The 19,535-nt window shown below is 63.2% G+C and carries 14 protein-coding genes; 3 read left to right on the forward strand and 11 right to left on the reverse strand.

The genetic code is table 11. From position 1 onward, the window contains the following. Window positions 1–4 precede the first annotated feature (4 nt). Genes HU722_RS00225 through tagH form a run of 11 tightly spaced genes read right to left on the reverse strand, consistent with a single transcriptional unit; the run spans window position 5 to window position 15,981 of the window. A complete protein-coding gene (locus tag HU722_RS00225; RefSeq protein ID WP_065891311.1) occupies window positions 5–1,714 on the reverse strand; it encodes a formylglycine-generating enzyme family protein in 1,710 nt (569 codons plus the stop codon). Further along, on the reverse strand, window positions 1,707–2,891 hold the full coding sequence (locus HU722_RS00230) for an ABC transporter permease family protein (protein WP_065891310.1): 1,185 nt from the start codon (window positions 2,889–2,891) through the stop codon (window positions 1,707–1,709). The genes HU722_RS00225 and HU722_RS00230 overlap by 8 nt, the downstream gene beginning before the upstream one ends. Then, window positions 2,891–3,595 carry an ABC transporter ATP-binding protein gene (locus HU722_RS00235; protein ID WP_065891309.1) on the reverse strand — a complete coding sequence of 235 codons (705 nt, stop codon included), beginning with the start codon at window positions 3,593–3,595 and terminating at the stop codon, window positions 2,891–2,893. Before HU722_RS00235 ends, HU722_RS00230 begins: the two co-directional genes overlap by 1 nt. After that, window positions 3,595–6,567 carry a serine/threonine-protein kinase gene (locus tag HU722_RS00240; protein ID WP_065891308.1) on the reverse strand — a complete coding sequence of 991 codons (2,973 nt, stop codon included), beginning with the start codon at window positions 6,565–6,567 and terminating at the stop codon, window positions 3,595–3,597. The genes HU722_RS00235 and HU722_RS00240 overlap by 1 nt, the downstream gene beginning before the upstream one ends. Further along, complete coding sequence (locus HU722_RS00245) at window positions 6,564–7,283, reverse strand: PP2C family protein-serine/threonine phosphatase (RefSeq protein ID WP_065891307.1); 720 nt, start codon at window positions 7,281–7,283, stop codon at window positions 6,564–6,566. The genes HU722_RS00240 and HU722_RS00245 overlap by 4 nt, the downstream gene beginning before the upstream one ends. Then, window positions 7,284–7,937, reverse strand: a complete 654-nt coding sequence (tagF, locus tag HU722_RS00250) for a type VI secretion system-associated protein TagF (RefSeq protein WP_065875490.1) — start codon at window positions 7,935–7,937, stop codon at window positions 7,284–7,286. It abuts the gene before it with no gap. Beyond that, a complete protein-coding gene (gene tssM, locus HU722_RS00255) occupies window positions 7,934–11,434 on the reverse strand; it encodes a type VI secretion system membrane subunit TssM (protein ID WP_065891306.1) in 3,501 nt (1,166 codons plus the stop codon). Before tssM ends, tagF begins: the two co-directional genes overlap by 4 nt. Beyond that, entirely contained in the window at window positions 11,431–12,720 is a 1,290-nt protein-coding gene (locus tag HU722_RS00260) for a DotU family type VI secretion system protein (RefSeq protein ID WP_065875492.1), read from the reverse strand. Before HU722_RS00260 ends, tssM begins: the two co-directional genes overlap by 4 nt. 6 nt (window positions 12,721–12,726) lie before the next feature. After that, complete coding sequence (tssK, locus tag HU722_RS00265) at window positions 12,727–14,061, reverse strand: type VI secretion system baseplate subunit TssK (protein WP_065875493.1); 1,335 nt, start codon at window positions 14,059–14,061, stop codon at window positions 12,727–12,729. Window positions 14,062–14,079: 18 nt separating this feature from the next. Further along, window positions 14,080–14,589, reverse strand: a complete 510-nt coding sequence (tssJ, locus tag HU722_RS00270) for a type VI secretion system lipoprotein TssJ (protein WP_065875494.1) — start codon at window positions 14,587–14,589, stop codon at window positions 14,080–14,082. 57 nt (window positions 14,590–14,646) lie between these two features. Beyond that, window positions 14,647–15,981 carry a type VI secretion system-associated FHA domain protein TagH gene (gene tagH / locus HU722_RS00275; RefSeq protein WP_065891305.1) on the reverse strand — a complete coding sequence of 445 codons (1,335 nt, stop codon included), beginning with the start codon at window positions 15,979–15,981 and terminating at the stop codon, window positions 14,647–14,649. Window positions 15,982–16,372: 391 nt separating this feature from the next. Here tagH and tssA point away from each other — a divergent pair, with 391 nt between their 5' ends. The 3 genes from tssA to tssC are packed head-to-tail and all read left to right on the forward strand — an operon-like array spanning window position 16,373 to window position 19,455. Further along, a complete protein-coding gene (gene tssA / locus HU722_RS00280) occupies window positions 16,373–17,392 on the forward strand; it encodes a type VI secretion system protein TssA (protein ID WP_065891304.1) in 1,020 nt (339 codons plus the stop codon). 54 nt (window positions 17,393–17,446) lie between these two features. Then, window positions 17,447–17,953: a type VI secretion system contractile sheath small subunit gene (gene tssB, locus HU722_RS00285; protein ID WP_003231688.1), complete on the forward strand. Its 507-nt coding sequence runs from the start codon at window positions 17,447–17,449 to the stop codon at window positions 17,951–17,953. A gap of 2 nt (window positions 17,954–17,955) precedes the next feature. After that, on the forward strand, window positions 17,956–19,455 hold the full coding sequence (gene tssC, locus HU722_RS00290) for a type VI secretion system contractile sheath large subunit (RefSeq protein ID WP_065875497.1): 1,500 nt from the start codon (window positions 17,956–17,958) through the stop codon (window positions 19,453–19,455). Window positions 19,456–19,535 lie beyond the last annotated feature (80 nt).

Consider the following 19,535-nt stretch of genomic DNA (forward strand, 5'->3'; position numbering starts at 1 on the left):
GCGATCATCGCTGACCGCTCGCTGCGAGCAATTCCTTCAAGATCGTCGCCGGGTCGGCCCGCTGTTGCTTGCGGTAGTTGCCGACATGACGAACGAACAGTGTTGCGCGCGTCACCAGGCTCTTGCCGAGCACAGGCTTGCGATCCAACTCTTCCTTGATCCGTTGAAACTGCGCCTGGATCACCGCATCGGTATAGCGCGTGCCGGTGGCCAGGTTGTCGATATAGATCGCCACTGCGCCATCCAGCGCGCTGCGGCCGTTGGCAATCGCCATGTCAAACAGCTGCGCGCTGGCCTCGTCTTTGTTGTCGATAGCCTGCTGACGACTCTTTTGCAGATTGGCCAAGCGAATGTTGTAGTTGCTGATGGTTTCGGCCACCAACGCGGCGGACTGAATCAGGTTGCCCGCCGCTTCTTCGCGTTGCTGGGCGATCAGCGAGACGTTGCGCTTAAGTTCTTCGTTGACCAGCCCAAGCTCGGCTTGCAGCTTGGGGTCGACGCTGGCAGCGATAATACTGTCCAGGCGTTTGGTCGGGTCCTGGGCGTCGTCGATGGCGTCAGTCAGCGAAGCCAGGCGGCCCTCCTTTTGCCACTGCGCGAACAGTTCCTTGTAGCGCGAACGCGGCGCCGACAATGCGCCAATCGCCACGCGAAAGCCGGTGGTCTCGTTGCTTTGCTCGGTGCCGTCGGCCGCAAACAGCGGGTACTCGCGGCGCATGCCGGTGAACAGCGTGCCCTCGCCTTCCAAATAGTTGCCGCCCTTGACCACAAAGCCGCCATAGGTGCCCTGACGGCGCCCGGCATGCACCAGCTGGAAGGATTCCTGGACCATTTCCGCCGCATTGCCGATCACGTCGAACAGGCCAATCGGGTTAGGCAATTTGGTGCCGATGGGCATCAGGCGTGCGGCCTGGCCAGTGCCGCCGGCGACCTGGTTGAACACGGCGTAATCGCCGAGCGGGCCGTCGCTTTCGCTGCCCTCAACACGGCGCGGAAACAGGCGCCCTTCAAGGTCCTGACGGCTCACGGCTTGGCCACCGCGCGCGGCGTATTCCCATTCCACTTCGGTGGGCAGGCGCACAAAGCCCAGCCCGCCATCCTCCGCTGACGAGCCGCGCCCACTGACCGGCAGCAACTCGCGGTGGTATTTCATCAGCCAGGCGCTGTACACCGCCGAGAAGCGCTCGGCTTCAAAGCGCGACAGTTTCACCTTGGGCAAGCGCCCGGCCATGCCGGTTGGCGCATCGCACGCCGGCGCCGGTTCGCCACTGGCCAGTGACTGCGCCTGGGCCATCACTTGGGCGTATTGGCGTGCAGTCACTTCGTACTTGCCGATGAAGTACAGCATGGGCTTGAGCGGGGTCTTGGCGTCAGTCTTCGGCATCAATGGCGCGATGACTTTGTTCCAGTCTTTGGGCAAGTCCTTGAGGGTGAACTGGCCGTTGATGAAGTCGCGGCGGTAACCGGAAATAAACGACTGCTGATAGCCCGCTTCGCCTTCGGCAAAGGGGTAGCCGAGGCTGATTTCGCGATCGTCCAGGGTCCCTTGGGCCAGCACGTAGGCGTAGCGGAATACCATGTTGCCTTCACACGGCAGCGGCAGGCTCACGTCATCCGGCAACGGCTTGGGGTTGTCGAGTTTGTCACTCGCTTCATCAGCCCAGGCCATCGAGGCCAGGCTCAGCGCCACGGCGGCGCCCAGTAACTTATACATCTCTGATTCCTTCAGAAGCCTGGATACGCGCCACTCGCCAACCGCCACACACCGCCGCCACGGCGCTTACGCCGAGCACAGCAGCCAGGGCCAGGCCGTAATGACGCGCCAGCAGATGGCTGGCGTATTCGCCCGGCACCTGCACAAATAGTTGATTCAAAGCGGCCTCGGCCAGGCCATACAACCCGGCACTGAGCGCAGCAGCAAAACCTGCGCTGTACAGCGCCTGCACCACCACAAACACCAACAGCCCGCCTGTGGAAAACCCCAACAGGCGCAACACGGATAACTCTCGACGCTTGCGCGCCACGGCGGCCAACGCTCCGGCAAAGATCGCCGCAAACGCGCCCGCCAATGCCAGCCCGCAGATCACCCAGAATACGATCGACAGGTTGCGGCTTAACGACTGCACTTGCGCAATGGTCTGCGCCTGGGTCGACACCAACACATTCTGTCCCGCGAAATACACCCGCAGCGGCTCCACATCGGTGAGATTGCGGGCATACAGGCGAAACGCGGGATACACGCGCTGTTCGCTCACTCCCGCCTCATCACCGGCCCAACCCAACGTCGGCACTGCACGGCCATCGCGATAATCTTCAACCGCTTCCAGCAAACTCAATTCAGCAAACAAACCGTCACGGGCAAAGGCTTCCAGCGGCAATACCGCCAACACCTGCACGCGCATGCGCTGGGCTTCTACGCGCCCTGCCACTTGCCGAGCAAAGCTGGTCTCCAGCCAATCGCCGGGCCGCGCCGCGAGCTTCTCAGCAGCGGTGTGGCTCAGCACGATCTGCTCCAGGCCCTTTGGCACCGGCAGACCGCCCAACAACGGATCACCCGCCGCGGTCGGCAGCATTTCCAGGCTCAGCGTACCCACTTGCGCCGTCGCTGCAATCTGCCGCGTACGGGGCACGGCAAACGCCACGTCACTGCGCTGACTGAGCTGCTCGATAAATGCACTGCTGAATCGACCACCGCCCAACGGAATAATTTCACGGGTGGCGGGGTCGGTCTGCAAACGTTCGGTCAAACTGCTAACCAGTCCAAATTTCAGGCCGAATAACACCAGCAACGGCGCGATCACCGCCACCAGCGCCAGCACCGAACAGGCCGACAGCCACGCATCGTTGCGGTAATCCTGCCAGGCCAGCGACGCCACCAGGCCGATGCGCATCAGCACGCCTCCCCAAGGGTGGCGGTGACGCCGCCGTCGGTGTCGCGACGGCAACTGATACGTCGCACCTGCAAGCCACTGGCGCGCGCCAGGGGCTCGTCATGGGTGGCGATCACACACGCCGCGCGGTGTTCGCGAGCCTGGGCCAGCAACGCCTGCATCACGCGCTCGGCATTCAAGGGGTCCAGCGACGCCGTCGGTTCGTCTGCCAACACCAGTTGCGGTGCATGCGCCAGCGCACGGGCGCAGCTGACGCGCTGGCGTTGGCCCACGGAGAGCGCCGCCGGTTTCTTGGCCAACTGGTCGCTGATTTCCAGCTGCTCGGCCAGGCGTGCCACGCTGCCGTCATCCTTCAAACCCAGCAGTTGCCGCGACAGGGCGATATTGCCACGCACATCGAGAAAGCCCAGCAAGCCACCGGTTTGCAGCACATAGCCCAAATGCTGGCTGCGCAATGCGGCCAGCGTGGATTGCTGATCGCTGCGCCACAGCCCACGGATATCGTGCTGATTGAATTCAAACTGCCCGACCTGATCCGGCGCCAGGACCAGCGCCAACAGGTCCAGCAACGTGCTTTTGCCACACCCGCTGGGCCCGACGATCGCCAATTGCTCACCCGCGCGCAGCGCCAGCGCCGGAATCACCAGGCTATAGCGCTGGCTGCCGACGCCCCGGCTCTTGTGCACCGCGTTCAGGTTCAGCATCACGGCAGCGTCGACAACGGCACGCGGTACAACGCATCACCCGGCTCGGCATCGCCGAAACGGACCCAATTGGCCACGTCATTGTGGAAGGTCTCGTAGAGGCGGATTTTCGAATCCAGCTCGTCGATAAAGTCTTCCTGCTCGGCCACGCTCAACGACAACCACAGGTCCTGGGTCATGTTCAGCGATTTGCTGCGGTACGGCAGGCCTTCGAGGTATTCGCCGAGGATGCCGCCGTCGGCGAGGTTGCCGCCCTTGCGCAAGGCTTGCGGGTCGCGGCTCATGTAGGCCGAGGCGCTGGCGATTTCCTGGAAGAAATCCTTGGGTGAGGTCTGGGTCTTGCGCGCCGCATCGACAATCAGTTTCAGCGACTGCTGCAGGTCATTGAGCTGCAACTTGGTCAGCATCACGCACACCTGGAACGCCGGCAGCGCCGGGTTGGTGAGGTCGCGGTCGGCGGTCCATGCGCTGACCAGTTGCGGCGCCTGGCTTGCGGTTTTGCGCCCCAGGAAATCCATGTGCATGGCATAGCCGACTGCTGCGGATTTGTCTGCCAAGGTTGGTGCAGAACTCAGCAACGGCACCGGCTGCGGCGTATTGCTGCGCACCTGGTGCACCAGGTTGGCGAACACCGTGCCGATCTCGTCGACGCGCTCGCCCAGCTTGCGCACGTCGCCACCCGGCACCGGCGTGTAGAGGTCGCCGATCTGCGGGTTGGCGTCGGCGGTGAGGATGCGGTACTGGCTTTCGGCGCCGGCGTGGGTTTTCTTGCCGGCATCGGTGCGCAGGTGCAGGGCGTAGATCTTGATCTGCTTGCCCAGCGCGGCCTGACGCACTTCCGCCTCGTTCATCTGGGTGGCGGCAAACGGGTCGTTCTTGCGCAGTGCGCCAGCATCGGTGACCAGCAGGATGATGCGCCCGCCGTAACCGGACCAATCCATGCCGTCCACCGCCTGCATCACCCCGGCGAACGCATCTTCGTTGAACGAATGGCTGGACACGGTGGACGCCTTGACCTGGCGCGCCATGTCGAGGAAGCGTTGCGGGTCGCGACCTTGATCGAGGCTGATCAGGGTCTTGGCGACGTATTCCAGGCCAGGGGTTTTCTTAATGCTGCTGCGAAAACCCACCATGCCGAAGCTGACACTGTCTAACTCGCCGCGCTCGCCGATGCGGGTTTGCAGTTCGTGCACCACGTCACGGATCTGGTCGATGTAGGGCTGCATCGACACGGTGGTGTCGACCACCAGCACAACGGCCGTGCGGAAGGCGTCGGCATTCGCCTTGATCACAGGCGTGGCCGGTTTAACCGCGCTGGTACCTGGATCAATGGAGGCCACATTGAGCAACTGCACCGGCTGGCCGTTTTCGTCAAAGCTCTCTTTGGAGTCGAAGATCGGCAACAGGTAGAACTGGTTCTGCGGCACGGCGCTGGCAGTCGGTTCCAGCGCAAGGATCTGGCTATTGTCTTCGCTGTTTTTCTGCGCCTTGGCCAGCACGCCTTTGGCGGCGGCCGGGTCGGCCAACAGCTTTTCCACTTCGCCCGATTGACGCAGGAACATCACCGGCGCCCGCCCCGAGCGCTCGGTAAATTTCAGCACCAGGCTCTGCTTCCAGTCGCTGACCTGCGCGGCCGGCAACCAACCGTCGCTGCGCCCATCGGTGGCCGCGCCGACGCGTACCCACGGGCTGCCGTCGACGTCTTTGCGCTGGTAAACGTAGAGTACGGAGAACGCCGGCAGCGCCTTTCCTGGCGCGCTGCCTGCATCCGCTGAAAGCTTCGCACCGGGCTTGCTGAGCACGCGCTGGAACAGGGTCTTCTTGCCCGCCATCAACAGCGGGCGCTGACCGCCATCCACTTCAGCGACTGGCGGTGGCGTCACCTTGGGCACCACCGCAGCAGGCGGTTTGGCCGGCTCATCGCTGCCGCTCAACCACCAATAACTGGCGCCACCAATGGCCAATGCAACCGCTACCGCAACAGCGGCCAGGGCCAACACCGGCCCACGGCGTTGCTCGGACACGGCTTTGTGTTGCGTCGAAGTCACCACAGGTTGGCGCACTGCAGGTTGCGGCTGTGGTTTATCGGTCGGAATATCGATGGTGACCGGGGTCATGCCCGCCAGATCAAAGCTCAGCGGGATCGGCAGCGGCCGCACCAGCGTGGCTTCCGGTGAATCCGCCGGCAGTTGGTCCAGCGCCAGCAACAACGCCGCCGCATCCGGGAAGCGTTCCGCCGGGTCCTTGGCCAACAGCTTGCGCAGCACGCCCTGATAACGGCCGTGGTGCACCGGCAATTCCGGCAACGGCTCGGTCAGGTGTGCGAGCGCAGTCGAAAGCGCATCGGTGCCGCTGTAGGGCAGCTTGCCGACAAGGATTTCATACAGCACCACGCCCAGCGCATACAGGTCGGCGCGGCCGTCGATCTCCTGGCCCCGCGCCTGTTCCGGGCTCATATAGCTCGGCGTGCCCACGGCAAAACCGGCCTGGGTAAATTGAGTGCGGTCATCCAACGACTTGGCGATACCAAAGTCGGACAGCACCGCCGTGCCATCAGCGCGAAACAGAATGTTCGCCGGCTTCACATCGCGGTGCACCAGGCCTTGGGCGTGGGCATAACCCAACGCCGAAGCGATCTGGCGGATCAGCGTCACGCCCTGCTCCGGCGTCAGCCCAGCGGCAATGCGCTCCTTGAGCGTGCCGTTGGGCAGGTACTCCATGGCCATGTAATACAGCTCACCGACATTGCCGATGTCATGGATGGTCACCGTGTGCGGGTGCGACAAGCGCGCCAGGGTCTTGCCCTCGCGCAGGAAACGCTCGCAAAAGCTCGGGTCGGCCGCCAGTGCCGCCGCCATCACCTTCAGCGCCACCTTGCGCTCCAGCGAACGCTGGGTCGCCAGGTACACGCTGGCCATGGCGCCTTCGCCGATCTCGCCTTCAATGTCATAACCCGGGATGACGATGTTCATGACGATACCTTCACGACGATGGCGGTGATGTTGTCCGGCGCGCCCCGGCTAAGCCCGAGGTGCACCAGGCTGCGCACGATTTCATCCGGCGTGTCATGGCTGAGGACTTCGCGGATTTCATGGTCTTCGACGGTCTTGTTCAGCCCATCGCTGCACAGCAGGTAGCTGTCGCCGGGGGCGATCAGCAGGTCAACCGCCGCCAGCTCCAGCTGGGCTTCTACGCCCACCGCGCGGGTGACGATGTTGGCGCGCGGATGCGTGCGCGCATCGGCTTCGCTGAGCAAGCCGCTGTCTTGCAGGTCCTGCACGTAGCTGTGGTCGCGGGAAATGCCTTCAAGCACGCCGTCACGCAGGCGATACAAGCGGCTGTCACCGGCCCACAGGCACACGCCGCGCAAGCCGCGCGCCGCCAGCAACACCACGGTGCTGCCCATCATGATCACGCCACGGTTGGCGGTTTCTTCGCGCACGGCAGCGTTGATGCGAATCAGGTCATTGCGCAAGGCCGCAGAGTATTCTTCAAGGGAACGGCCCAGCGGCACACCGCGCAGGCTATCGACGATCAGGCTGCTGACATAATCCCCCGCCGCATGCCCGCCCATGCCATCGGCGACGGCCCACAGGCGGTTTTCCGGCAGGTCCAGGCAGGCGTCTTCATTGACCTGGCGGACCATGCCCACATGGCTTTTGCTCGCGGATTTGTACGTCGACCCCATCTACACCACACCTTCTTGTCCGAGCAAAAACTGCGCAAAATCGCCAGCGGCAGGCAGGCCCTGACACCGCAATAAACCAGGGGAAATCTGTTGCGAACCACGGCCCCACCACAAACTCGCGCCTTCACAGGCCTGTTCGGCGAGTGCGGTCATGCGCCCATGGGGCACGGTAGCGCTCACGCGCTGCAGGCCGGCGAAGCGGCTGTCCACTGCGCGCGGCTCAGTCGCCGGCAAGCCCAGGGTGTCGAGGCCGTCATTGAAACGCTCAAAGGTGGCGCCGGCATCCAGGGTACTGAGCAACAGTTCTTCGGCCTGCTCGAACCAGGTGTCCGGCCCGCCCACGAGGGACGCTGGATTGGTGTCGTGATCAAGCAGCGCCACCACTGCCAGCGGGAAATACCGCCCGACCCGGTCAATGCTCGGCATCACCACACCCGCCGCCGCATCCGGCCCGCATACGCCCGGCGCCAATACAAAACGCCACAACGGGCTGACCAGGTACACATTGAGCCAATCACCGCCGAGGCTGTTTTGGCTGGCGAGCAAGCCTGCCGCCAGCCAGCTGTCCCACGGGCCGATAAAACTCTGGGGCAAGGCGCGGCTGACAAAGTCGCCGCGGCTGGCCAACTTGCCGTAGAAACCCAGCGTCGTCATAGCCGCTCCGGCAGGCTGAAGCCGCTGAGCACGCGGCTCTTGAACGGGTTGAAGGCGCTGTTGGCGCGCAACTCGTAGGCGATGCTCGCGCCGTCGACCCGCAGGCGCAGGTTGAAACGATCCGGCGAATTACCGGCGGTGAGGTCCGATTGCTCCAGCAAACGGAACCACGCCCACGGCCCGTCGAGGGTCACACCGGAGCGGCCACTGGCCGACGGCGGCATGATGGAAATACGCACCACACCAATGCTGCCGGGGTTCGGCCATTGCATCGCAACCGGTCGGCTTGGGCCGTGGTCGTAGCTCAATTGCTGGCCATCGAGGTCGAGCAGGAACTGGGTGATGGTCGGGTCCATCGACACGGGCTTGAGTTCGAAACGCACGACGGGCTGCGTGCCCCCCGATCTGAAGAACGCATCACGAATGGTCGCTGCACGCTGGAAGGTTTGCAGCACGCCCGGTGCAATCCCGAGTTTCTGCGCCGCGCCCGGCTGCCAGCGCCAGGTTTGTGCGGAGGTGTCGACGTAAGGCTGCAGGTATTTGCGGAAGTAGTTGTCCATCACCCCGCCCACGCCGAAAAATTGGCCGAAGTCGTCCAAGGTGGCATCGCGCGCGCTGCCCGGCGACATCGGATAACGCCCAGCCAGGGACTGGCGATACACGTTGACCACTTCACTGACCCACGCCGCGTTCAGTTGGTTACGCACCCCGCCCATCATGCTGTTGGTGGTGGAATTGACCACCGACTTGACCATGCCCTGCACCAGCGGCGGCTGGCGCTCGGCATTCAGGCTGACCCGCGTGGCCGCAGCCGCCGCCTGGTTCTTCGCCTCGCCCAGCAACGCATCGCCGCTGGCGCCGACCATGGCGCTGACCTGCACATACAGCGCGTTCATGTCCGTGAGCAGGCCGTCGATGGCCGCCGGTTCGCCTTCGCCCTTGCTGACGATGCTGTTGAGTTCGGCGAAGTGCGCGGTCACCGGATCATCCGCTGCTTGCGGTGCATTGGAGGTCGGTTGTTCCTGGCCGAGCAGACTGCCCAGGCGCTCCTTGAGCTTGTCGACGCCGCCTTCTACCGGCACGCCTTTGGCGGCCAACTGGCGTTCTTCGGCTTGCAGGTCGGTTTCCTTGGCCACCGCCACCAGCAGTTTTTTCAGCGGCGAGGTCGGGCCGGATATCACCCGCAATACGTCGGCCGCCTGGGCCACGCTGGTGATCGGCACAAAGTCGATGTCCGCCAGCAAGGCATCCCACTGGCGCTGGTAGTCCTGGAAATACAAGCGGCGCACATCGGCGGCCAGGCTCACCACGTTCTGCTGGTCGGCCTGTTCATGGCCCAGCACCCATTGCTCTTCGGCAAGGGTGCCGGTCTGGTTCAGGCTGCTCAGCAGGAACGCCTGACGATAGCCTTTGGCGGTGAAGAACCCACTCAGCGGCTCGCCCAACGGCTTGCCGCTTTTACGGCTGAACACCAGCGCCGCGTCACGGCCGGCGGCTTCGTTGATACGAAAATCCGGAATGCCTTCGGGCAGTTTCTGGCGCTTGACCCGGTCGTAGACGCGCTGGGCCACCGGCAGTTGTTGCAACTGGCGGCGCAGGTCATCAATCAAACGTGGGTCGAGGCGCGCGCTTGGCGGATGGCGCTCGAACAACGCCTGCAAGTGCCCGGCCAGGGCCTGGCGCTGATCAGCCGGCAGGTCGCGCGGCAGGTTGCGGTCCCAGTCGAGGGCGATCCAGGCCTTGATGAAGTCCGGGTCGTAATGCTCGGTGTCAGCGAGCATCAGGTAGGCCTTGAGGCCTTCGTAGAGGAAGTCGGAATTGCCGCCGCCGTGCAGTTGCTCTTCGATACGCGTCACCAGGCGTGGCGCGAACACGGCGATCAACAGCTTGCGGTAGACGCTGGCGGATTCGGCTTCGAGCATGTCGCCTTGGTACAGCCCCAGGCCTTCGGACCAGCTCGGCGAGTCGCCTGCCAGGTTCTTCACGGCGTTGAGCAACGGCAGCACGGCGAGCACTTCGCGCTGCGCCGGGCTCAGGTTCTGGACGGTCTGGCCCAGCGGCGCGACCTTTTGGTCGACCTGGGCGATATACGCCTGGTTGGCGCGATAACTCACCCACCACAGGCTGCTGACCACCACCACCAACGCAACGGTGGCGGCGAGGACACCACGAGCAATCCACTTGCGCCGCCGCTCGACCTTGGGGTTCACCCCCACCAGGCCACGCTCGGCAAACGCCACGGCGGTGAAGAGTTTTTCGATGAAGTAACTGCGGCCGGTGCCGCTCTGGCGTGCCAGGTGCTGGCGGTCCAGATTCATGCTCTGGGCCATCGCGCCGATCAAGCGATCAATCGGGCTGCCTTCCTGGGTACCACTGGTGAAATACACACCGCGCAGCAACACGCGCTCCTCAAACGCATTGGGCTTGAACACGCCTTCGAGGAAGCTTTGCAGGCAATCCTTCAACGCGCCGAACTGCTGCGGGAAACCGTAGATCAGGTCGCGCCGCGCTGGGTCACGTTCCTGTTGCAGGCGTTCGACCAGGCGTTCGTTGAGGCGCTGTTCCAGGCCGGAGAATTCGCTCTGCAGGTGCGCTAGCGGGCTGTCACTGTTCTTGCCATCGTCCAGGGCAAAGGTCATGCCCCACACCTGGGCGCGGTCTTCCTTGCTCAGGTTGTCGAAGAACTCCATGAAGCCCGGCACCAGGTCGAGCTTGGTGAGCATCAGGTAGATCGGGAAACGCACGCCCAGTTGGGTGTACAGCTCCTGGATACGCAGGCGGATGGCCGCGGCGTGGGCGGCACGTTCAGCATCGGTGCCCAGCAGCAAGTCCGACAGGCTGATGGCGATAAAAGCGCCATCGATAGGCCGACGCGAGCGCTGCTTTTTCAGCAGGTCGAGGAAGCCCAGCCACGCGGCTTTATCCACCGTGGAGTTGCTGTCCTGGGTGGTGTAGCGCCCAGCGGTGTCGAGCAACACGGCCTGGTCGGTAAACCACCAGTCGCAGTTACGTGTACCACCAACACCACGCACGGCACCCGCGCCCAACTGCGCGGCCAATGGGAAATGCAGCCCGGAATTGACCAGCGCGGTGGTCTTGCCCGAACCCGGTGGGCCGATGATTACGTACCATGGCAGCTCGTAAAGATTGCGGCGCTCATCGCCACCGAGCTTGGCCTTTTTCAGCAGCGTCAGCGCTTCGTCCATGCGCTGGCGCAAGGTGGTGAGTTCTTCGGCCGTGGCGACGCTGTTGGGGTCGGCCGGGGTTTCGGCGGCCAGGCTGCGCATCACTTCGGCGGCCTGGCGGCGGGCCTGGATGATGCGGAACACGCGGTAGGCAATCCACAGCGCAAACACCAGGATGATCAGCGCCCAACGGCGCCCTTCCGGCACCAGCACGTCGAGCAACGGCCCGACAAACCAGATGATCAAACTCAGGGCGATCAGGCCCAGCACGGGGATCACCCAGCGAATCATAAAACTGAAAAACGCCTTCACTCGACGCCCTCCGCCAATACGGTGATTTCAACCCGACGATTACGGGCGCGGCCTTCGGCTGTAGCGTTGGTGGCTACCGGCTCGGTGTCGCTTCGGCCCTCGGCGCTGAAGCGATCCGCCTGGCCGGTCTTGGCCGCGAGGATCTCCAGCACTGACTTGGCCCGTGCTTCGGACAACGCCCAGTTGGACGGGAAGCGCAGCGTGGCAATCGGGCGGTTGTCGCTGTGCCCGGTAACGCGCACCTGGCCCTTGACCTTGCGGATGGCGTCGGCGATGCGCAGCATCAGCGGCTGGTAGTCATCCACGATGCTTGAGCTGGCGGACGCAAACAGTTCATCGCCACGGATGGTCACCACGGAACGGTCGACGGCATCTTCAACGGCAACGCGGCCGGCCTTGATGTCTTCCACCAGGAAGCCAGCCAGGCGCGGGCGTTCGATCACTTTCGGCTGTGCCACGGGACGGTCGATGGCCTGCACCGGGATTTCGCCCAGTGCATGGATATTCTTGAACACCGGCTCGGCATCCGAAGCGAGCTTGAGGCGCAGGCCAAACAGCAACGCCAGCAACAGCGCGACGCCGATGGCCACGGCGATCCACGGCGGCATGAATTGCGCCAGGCGATCCCGTGCCACGGTCACGCCGCGCCAGTGCGGCGACAGCTCGCGCTCATGTTCGCCACGGGCGCTGCGGATAGCGGCGGCGGTGCGTTCACGCAGGGTTTCCAAATGGCTGCGACCGTCGTTCATCACGCGGTAGCGGCCTTCGAAACCCAGGCACATGCACAGGTATAACAGCTCCAGCAGATACAGGCGTTCCCGTGGGCTTTGCAGGCAGTGATCAAGCAACTGGAAGACTTTTTCCCCGCCCCAGGCTTCGTTATGCACGGTGATCAACAGGCTTTGCTTGCCCCAATCACTGGTGCTGCCCCAAGGCGTGCTCAACACCGCTTCATCAAGGGCGGTGCACAACGCGTAACGCGCCAACAGCACTTCGTTGCGGGCGATGCCGGCCGCCTCTGCGCGCTCTTCGAACTGGCGCAGGTAGGCCAGCAATTGCGCGCGCAGGCTGGCCGGCGCCGGGTGGGCGATGGTGTTGCGCAGGCGCGTCAGCAAGGCGAGCAAAGGGCCGGCGGCGCTTTCCAGCGGGTTGAGGCCCTGGCTCTTGCCAGTGAGCATCGGCGCAGCCGGCATCGCCAGCGGCGAGGGTTCAGCACGCACAGGCTCCGGCGCACGGCCACCGGGGCGCGGCATGAACTGGGTGCGGTCATCATCATTGGGATGCATCGCGGATTATCCTCGGATCGCCCAGAAGGCCAGGTTCAAGCCCGGGAACTGCCCGGCGATGTGGAAAGCGAAACCGCCGGAATTGCTCAGCTGTTGCCAATGCTCGCTGCCACGATCCAGCTCGTAATACGTCGAGCCTGCGTGGTACGGCAGTTGGCGTGGCGCCACCGGCAACGGCAACAGGCCGATCCCCGGCAGTTGCAGGTTAACCATGTCGCGGATGTGCTCCACCGAACCGACTTTGCTCTGCTGGCCGAAGCGCGCGCGCAGGGTTTCACCGGGCACATCGGCGCGCACCACCAGGATGAAGCTGGCGCTGTCGATCAGGGTTTTGTCGGCCAGCATCGCCACGTGGATGCCATAGGCTTTCTCCACAATCGGGATCGGCGTGGCTTTGCTGTCGATCAGCATCGACAGCGCTTCACGCAGCGCGGCCATGACCGGGGCGAAGCTCAGCACCAGGTCGTCGTGCTGGTAGTGCGGGTATTCCTGAGGGCGCCGGCCCGAGGTCGAGAACGTCGAAAACTCGCCGGCCAGGCTGACCAATTCACTGAAGAAGCGTTCAGGATGCAGCGGGCTCAACTGGCTCAAATGCTGGATCAGCGGTTGGGCCCGGTTGACCAATTGCAGCAGCATGAAATCGGCAATCTCCGAAGCACCACCCGCGCCCGAGGCAACTACGCGGCCGGCCAGGGCTTCGCCGCGCTGGTGCAGCAGGCCGAGCAGCTCGCTGCGAAACGCCGTCAGCGGTTTGCTTGCGGCCACGTCCAGTACGGGCGGGATGTAAGTGTCGTCGAGCACCAGCGCACGGTCGACGCGTTTTTCCTTGATGCGCACCAGGCCGATAGCGGCGTAATCGCTGACGCCATCCTGGGCGGTCAACAGGCGCAGGGCGCGAGAGCCGACAGCCACTGGCGCACGGTTTTCGAAGGGGGCGTTGTCGTCACGTACTTCCCGCACCTGGCTCACATAACGCGCGGCTTCCAGGGCCTCGCCTTCGTCCACGGTATCGCGGGCGCCGGCGCGCTTGAGCGGCAAGGCCAGGTACACCAGGCCGTCGCGCAGGTTGTCGTCGATATTCAGCGGGCTCGGCGCGAGGTCATCATGGGGGATGTTGAAGGGCGTACCGTCGGGCAACAGGCCGCGCGCCGAGACGATTGCCAGTTTGCCCTGGGCCAGCAGGCCCTGATCGATCAGCAACTCGGAAAACCCCCAGGCGCCTGCGGACAACGGGCGGCTGCGGGCGTCGATCAGGTTTTCCAGGTAACGGTCATGCTGTTGGAAGTGCTGCGTTCCAATGAACATGCCTTCCGACCAGACCACGCGATTGTTCCAGGACATGGGGGCTCCGATTGCTTCTTATTGGGCAGGGCTGGATGGGGAGACCACGACGTCGGCGCGCACGGCACGTACATCGAGGCTGATCTGGTATTCGGTGTACTGGCGCGCGGGCACGTTGATCACCGTGCGCCATTGCGCGCGGTCCAACTCTCGATAGCCCACCAACAGCCCGATCTGGCGCGTGGACGGGTCGAGGTCGCGCTGGATGCTCAGTTGCTCGCCGGGCTGCACCATCACTTCGTCCTGGTCCAGCAGGTCCAGGCCGAGCGTGGATTGCGCGCGATCCGCCAGGGCGAAGTAATCGGCGCGTGCGAAGGTGGCGGCGTTTTTCAGCTCGAAAATACGCACCCGCACCGGGGCGGCCTGGCCGTTGGCGCCGGGGTTAAGCCCGTTGATCGCGTGGAAGTGCAGCTCGACAGCAGCTGTATCGGCCTCTGCTTCTGCCACCGCTTCGGGTTTCGCGGCGTCTTTGGCACACGCCGTCAGCAGTAGCAAGGTGGCGACTGCGAGTAAAAACCTGGGAATCATCCTGCGTCCTCAATGACGTACTTAGCTATCCGTTAATCCATGTGTTGCGGCGCGGGTTTAGCGACGCTGTCGTGCGCTGTGTTCTTCGTAGGCCCGGCTGAATTCGCGGCCGAACAGGTCCTGGAAATCTTCCTGGGCCTCGCGGGAAATATTGCTGTAGAGCTCGGTGAACTGCTGCCAGTACTGGGCCTGGCGCGAGCCGTTGAAAATGCTCGACAGCCCGCCGGGCTTGCCCATGCGTTCTTCCAATTGCGCGGGTTCAAAACGGCTGAGCAGGTGCTTGATCGCCGCCTCCACGCCGGCCATCACCGCCAGTTGGTGGGCACGCAGGTCGTTGAAACTGTCGCGTACGGCGAGGTCCGGTGCCATGAACGCCTGGTTACCGTGACGCAGCAAAAGCAGCAACGCTTCGTCGGCATTCGGGGCGAATTTCAACGGATTGTTTTCTGCAGGCTGGATCATCGTCTGCTGCATGCGGAATTCGCCCTTGAGGCTGGCGCGGGCACGCAACACGTCGATCAGGCCTTCGACCATCAGACGGTAGCTGCGGCCGATGCTTTCCATCTGGGCTTGCGCCTGGGTTTTATCGAGGCTCAGTTGATCGAGACCAGCACCGCGCAGGAAGGCTTGCAGGAGATCGGGTTGTTGGCTGTCTGCCACTGGGAGCACAGGCTCGACCACGGGTGGCGGCTGGATCGCCGGCGCGGGCGGTGGAGTGGGTGGTGCGCTGACCACCGGCGCCGGCGCATCGCCAAGCAGGTCCCAATCCTCAGGAATCACCGAACCTGACACCACAGGTTTCTCGACCACTGGCACGGTGACGGGCGTCGGCGGGCGGAAGTCATGCTGTTCAGAAGGCACGTGATCCGCCACGGTCGGCGGCGGCACGGCGGTGGGGCTGAGGAAGTCAAACAGGTCCGGCAGGGTGTCCATCGACGAAGCGCCCTGGAACTGGGGCGCGATAACCGGTGCTGGGATTGGCGTGGGCGTGCTCACCACGGCGCCCAGCAGCGCTTCAAAGCTGTTCGGCGAATCACCGGCAAACGGCTGGCTCTCGACGGCCTGCACGTTGAAATCGATACGTGCCTGGATCTCGTAATCGCCGATACGGATCAACTCACCATCTTGCAGCGGCTCGCTGTTACCCCGGCGCATACGAACACCCGCTTTAACCAACTCCACACCATTAGTGCTGTTATCGGTTAGGTAATAACGGCCGTCTTTGTATTGAATAACACAGTGTTGCGAGGAAACCAGGCGCTCAGGGTCAGGCAGGATCCAGTCATTTTCCGAGCTGCGGCCGATAGCAATCGCGCCCTGGTTCATGGACTTTTCGGAGCATTGCCCAGGGGTAATCTTGTGATAACTAGTGATAGTCAAACACAGCGACATCTTGCCTCCTTGCTGATACTTCGCGCGCGGTCGATTCCCGGAACTGCGCCTCCGGGATATCCTCATCAGGTCGAGCAACCGACCCTATAACCTGCCAATGCCAGCATGATCGCTGATCTTAACTGGGCTCTGTGACAAAAATCCTGCCCCGGTGCGTCGTTCGACCCACCAGTCGCCCAGGTTGTTAAGCACCGCACATCTGTCACAGAGGGCGAATAGCTTACCTTGACAAGGCATAAGTACTACACCAAAAATGCACAACTTCTTGAATACCAGTAATGGCACATTAATAGCAGTGCGCCTATATGACCAAGAAAACATGCAAAGTTCCTCGCGCAACTAACGCATGAATTGCCCGTCATCTAACGGGCTGATAGGGAGATCGATTTCAGTGGATGTGCCGTTGCTGCTCACCGCCGTTTCTACGACTTCGCCGTGTGGCGAAGACATGGAATATGACGCGCAATTTTTGCAATTGGAGCGTGATGCCAAGGGCCAACCCGAGCGCAGCATGGGCGACTCCACCCTGCCCGCTGAACCGCCGGAATGGCGCAGCATCCAGCAGCAAAGCCTCGACTTGCTGGCGCGCAGCAAAGACCTGCGCATCACCCATTTCCTGCTGCAAAGCTCCCTCGCCCTGCAGGGCGTGGCTGGCTTAGCCGAAGCCCTGACACTGATCAACGCGTTGCTGCGCGACTACTGGGCCGACCTGCACCCGCGTCTGGATGCCGACGACGATAACGACCCCACTGTGCGCATCAACGCCCTCACCGGCTTGACCTGCGACACCAACATTCGCCTGCTGCGCGAAAGCATCCTCACGCGTTCACGCACTTTCGGCCCCGTGAGCCTGCGCGCTGCGCTCAACGCCAGCGGCCTGCTGAGTTTCCCCGATGAACAACTCGGCGCCCAGCAACTCACCGCCGCGTTCCTCGACAGCGACCCCGAGCAACTGCAAGCCACCCGTGACGCCCTGATTGCAGCGCGTGCGGCGTGCGAAGCCATCGAACAGCAAGTCAATGATCAGGTCGGTTCCGCCCAGGGCGTGGACCTCAGTGCCTTGAAGCAGCCGCTTAAACAGGCGTTGCAGATACTCAATCAAGCGGTGCCTGGCGCCGACAGCAGCAGCGAACCCGAGGCCGTCAGTGACGACAATGCCCCCTCGGTCGACTTCGCCGCCGCCCCCGCAGCACCGCGCCCCGCTGGCGATATCGCCAACCGCGACGATGTGTTGCGCAGCCTCGACAAGATCCTTGCGTACTACACCCGGCACGAGCCTTCGAGCCCGTTGCCGGTGCTGTTGAACCGGGCGAAGCATCTGGTGCACGCCGACTTCGCGGCCATCGTGCGCAATCTGATTCCCGACGGCATGTCCCAATTTGAAAACCTGCGCGGCCCGGACGGCGAGTAAGCCGCCCGGCAGTCCAGTAACAACACCGTCGCTCAAGCGACCAGGAGCAGCAACGTGGCGAAGCAAAGTTCTCAGAAATTCATCGCGCGCAACCGCGCGCCTCGAGTGCAGATCGAGTACGACGTCGAGCTTTACGGCGCCGAGAAAAAGGTCCAGCTGCCCTTCGTGATGGGTGTGATGGCCGACCTCGCCGGCAAGCCTGCCGAGCCTTTGGCGGCGGTGGCTGACCGCAAGTTCCTTGAAGTGGACGTCGACAACTTCGACTCACGCCTCAAGGCCATGCAGCCGCGCGTGGCCTTCCACGTACCGAACGAGCTGACCGGCGAAGGCAACCTGAGCCTGGACATCACCTTCGAAAGCATGGACGACTTCAGCCCGGCCGCCGTGGCACGCAAGGTCGACTCGCTGAACCAACTGCTCGAAGCCCGCACCCAGCTGGCCAACCTGCTGACCTACATGGACGGCAAGACCGGCGCTGAAGAAATCATCATGAAGGCGATCAAGGACCCGGCATTGCTTCAGGCACTTGCCAGCGCGCCTAAGCCTGCAGGGGACCAGTAATCATGACTGACAATACCGCCCGCGAAGGCTCCCAGATCCTGGGTACCCAGACCGAAGAAGCCAGCGAGTTCGCGAACCTGCTGCTGCAGGAATTCAAGCCCAAGACCGAGCGTGCCCGCGAAGCCGTCGAAACCGCTGTGCGCACCTTGGCCGAACAGGCCCTGGCGCAAACCGACCTGGTGTCCAATGACGCGATCAAGTCGATCGAATCGATCATCGCCGCCATCGACGCCAAGCTGACCGCCCAGGTCAACCAGATCATCCACCATCAGGATTTCCAGCAGCTGGAAAGCGCCTGGCGTGGCCTGCACTACCTGGTCAACAACACCGAGAGCGATGAGCAGCTCAAGATCCGCGTGCTCAACATCTCCAAGCCCGAATTGCACAAGACCTTGAAGAAATTCAAGGGCACCGCGTGGGACCAGAGCCCGATCTTCAAGAAGATGTACGAAGAAGAATACGGCCAGTTCGGCGGCGAACCGTACGGTTGCCTGGTGGGCGACTACTACTTCGACCAGTCGCCTCCCGACGTAGAGCTGCTGGGCGAGCTGTCGAAAGTCTGCGCCGCCATGCACTCCCCTTTCATCGCTGCGGCTTCGCCGACCGTGATGGGCATGGGCTCGTGGCAGGAACTGTCGAACCCGCGCGACCTGACCAAGATCTTCACCACCCCGGAATACGCGGGCTGGCGCTCGCTGCGTGAATCGGAAGACTCGCGCTACATCGGCCTGACCATGCCGCGCTTCCTGGCACGCCTGCCGTACGGCGCCAAGACCGACCCGGTGGAAGCCTTTGCTTTCGAAGAAAACACCGACGGTGCCGACAGCTCCAAGTACACCTGGGCCAACGCCGCGTACGCGATGGCGGTGAACATCAACCGTTCGTTCAAACATTACGGCTGGTGCTCGCGCATCCGTGGCATCGAGTCCGGCGGCGAAGTGGAAAACCTGCCGGCCCACACGTTCCCTACCGATGACGGTGGCGTGGACATGAAGTGCCCAACCGAAATCGCGATCAGCGACCGCCGTGAAGCGGAACTGGCGAAGAACGGCTTCATGCCGCTGCTGCACAAGAAAAACACCGACTTCGCCGCGTTCATTGGCGCGCAATCGTTGCAGAAACCGGCCGAATACGACGATCCGGACGCCACCGCCAACGCCAACCTGGCCGCGCGCCTGCCGTACCTGTTCGCCACCTGCCGTTTCGCTCACTACTTGAAGTGCATCGTGCGCGACAAGATCGGCTCCTTCAAAGAGAAGGACGAGATGCAACGCTGGTTGCAGGACTGGATCCTCAACTACGTGGACGGTGACCCGGCGCACTCCACCGAAACCACCAAGGCCCAGCACCCATTGGCTGCCGCCGAAGTGATCGTGGAAGAAGTGGAAGGCAACCCGGGGTACTACAACTCCAAGTTCTATCTGCGCCCGCACTACCAGCTCGAAGGGCTGACCGTGTCGCTGCGCCTGGTATCGAAGCTGCCTTCCGCTAAAAGCGCCTAACTGACTCATGAACCGGCTCCTCTGTGGGAGCCGGGCTTGCCCGCGATGCAGGCGACGCGGTCTGCCAGTCAGACCGCGTC

Origin of the sequence: Pseudomonas tritici (assembly GCF_014268275.3) — a bacterium.
GTDB lineage: Bacteria > Pseudomonadota > Gammaproteobacteria > Pseudomonadales > Pseudomonadaceae > Aquipseudomonas > Aquipseudomonas tritici.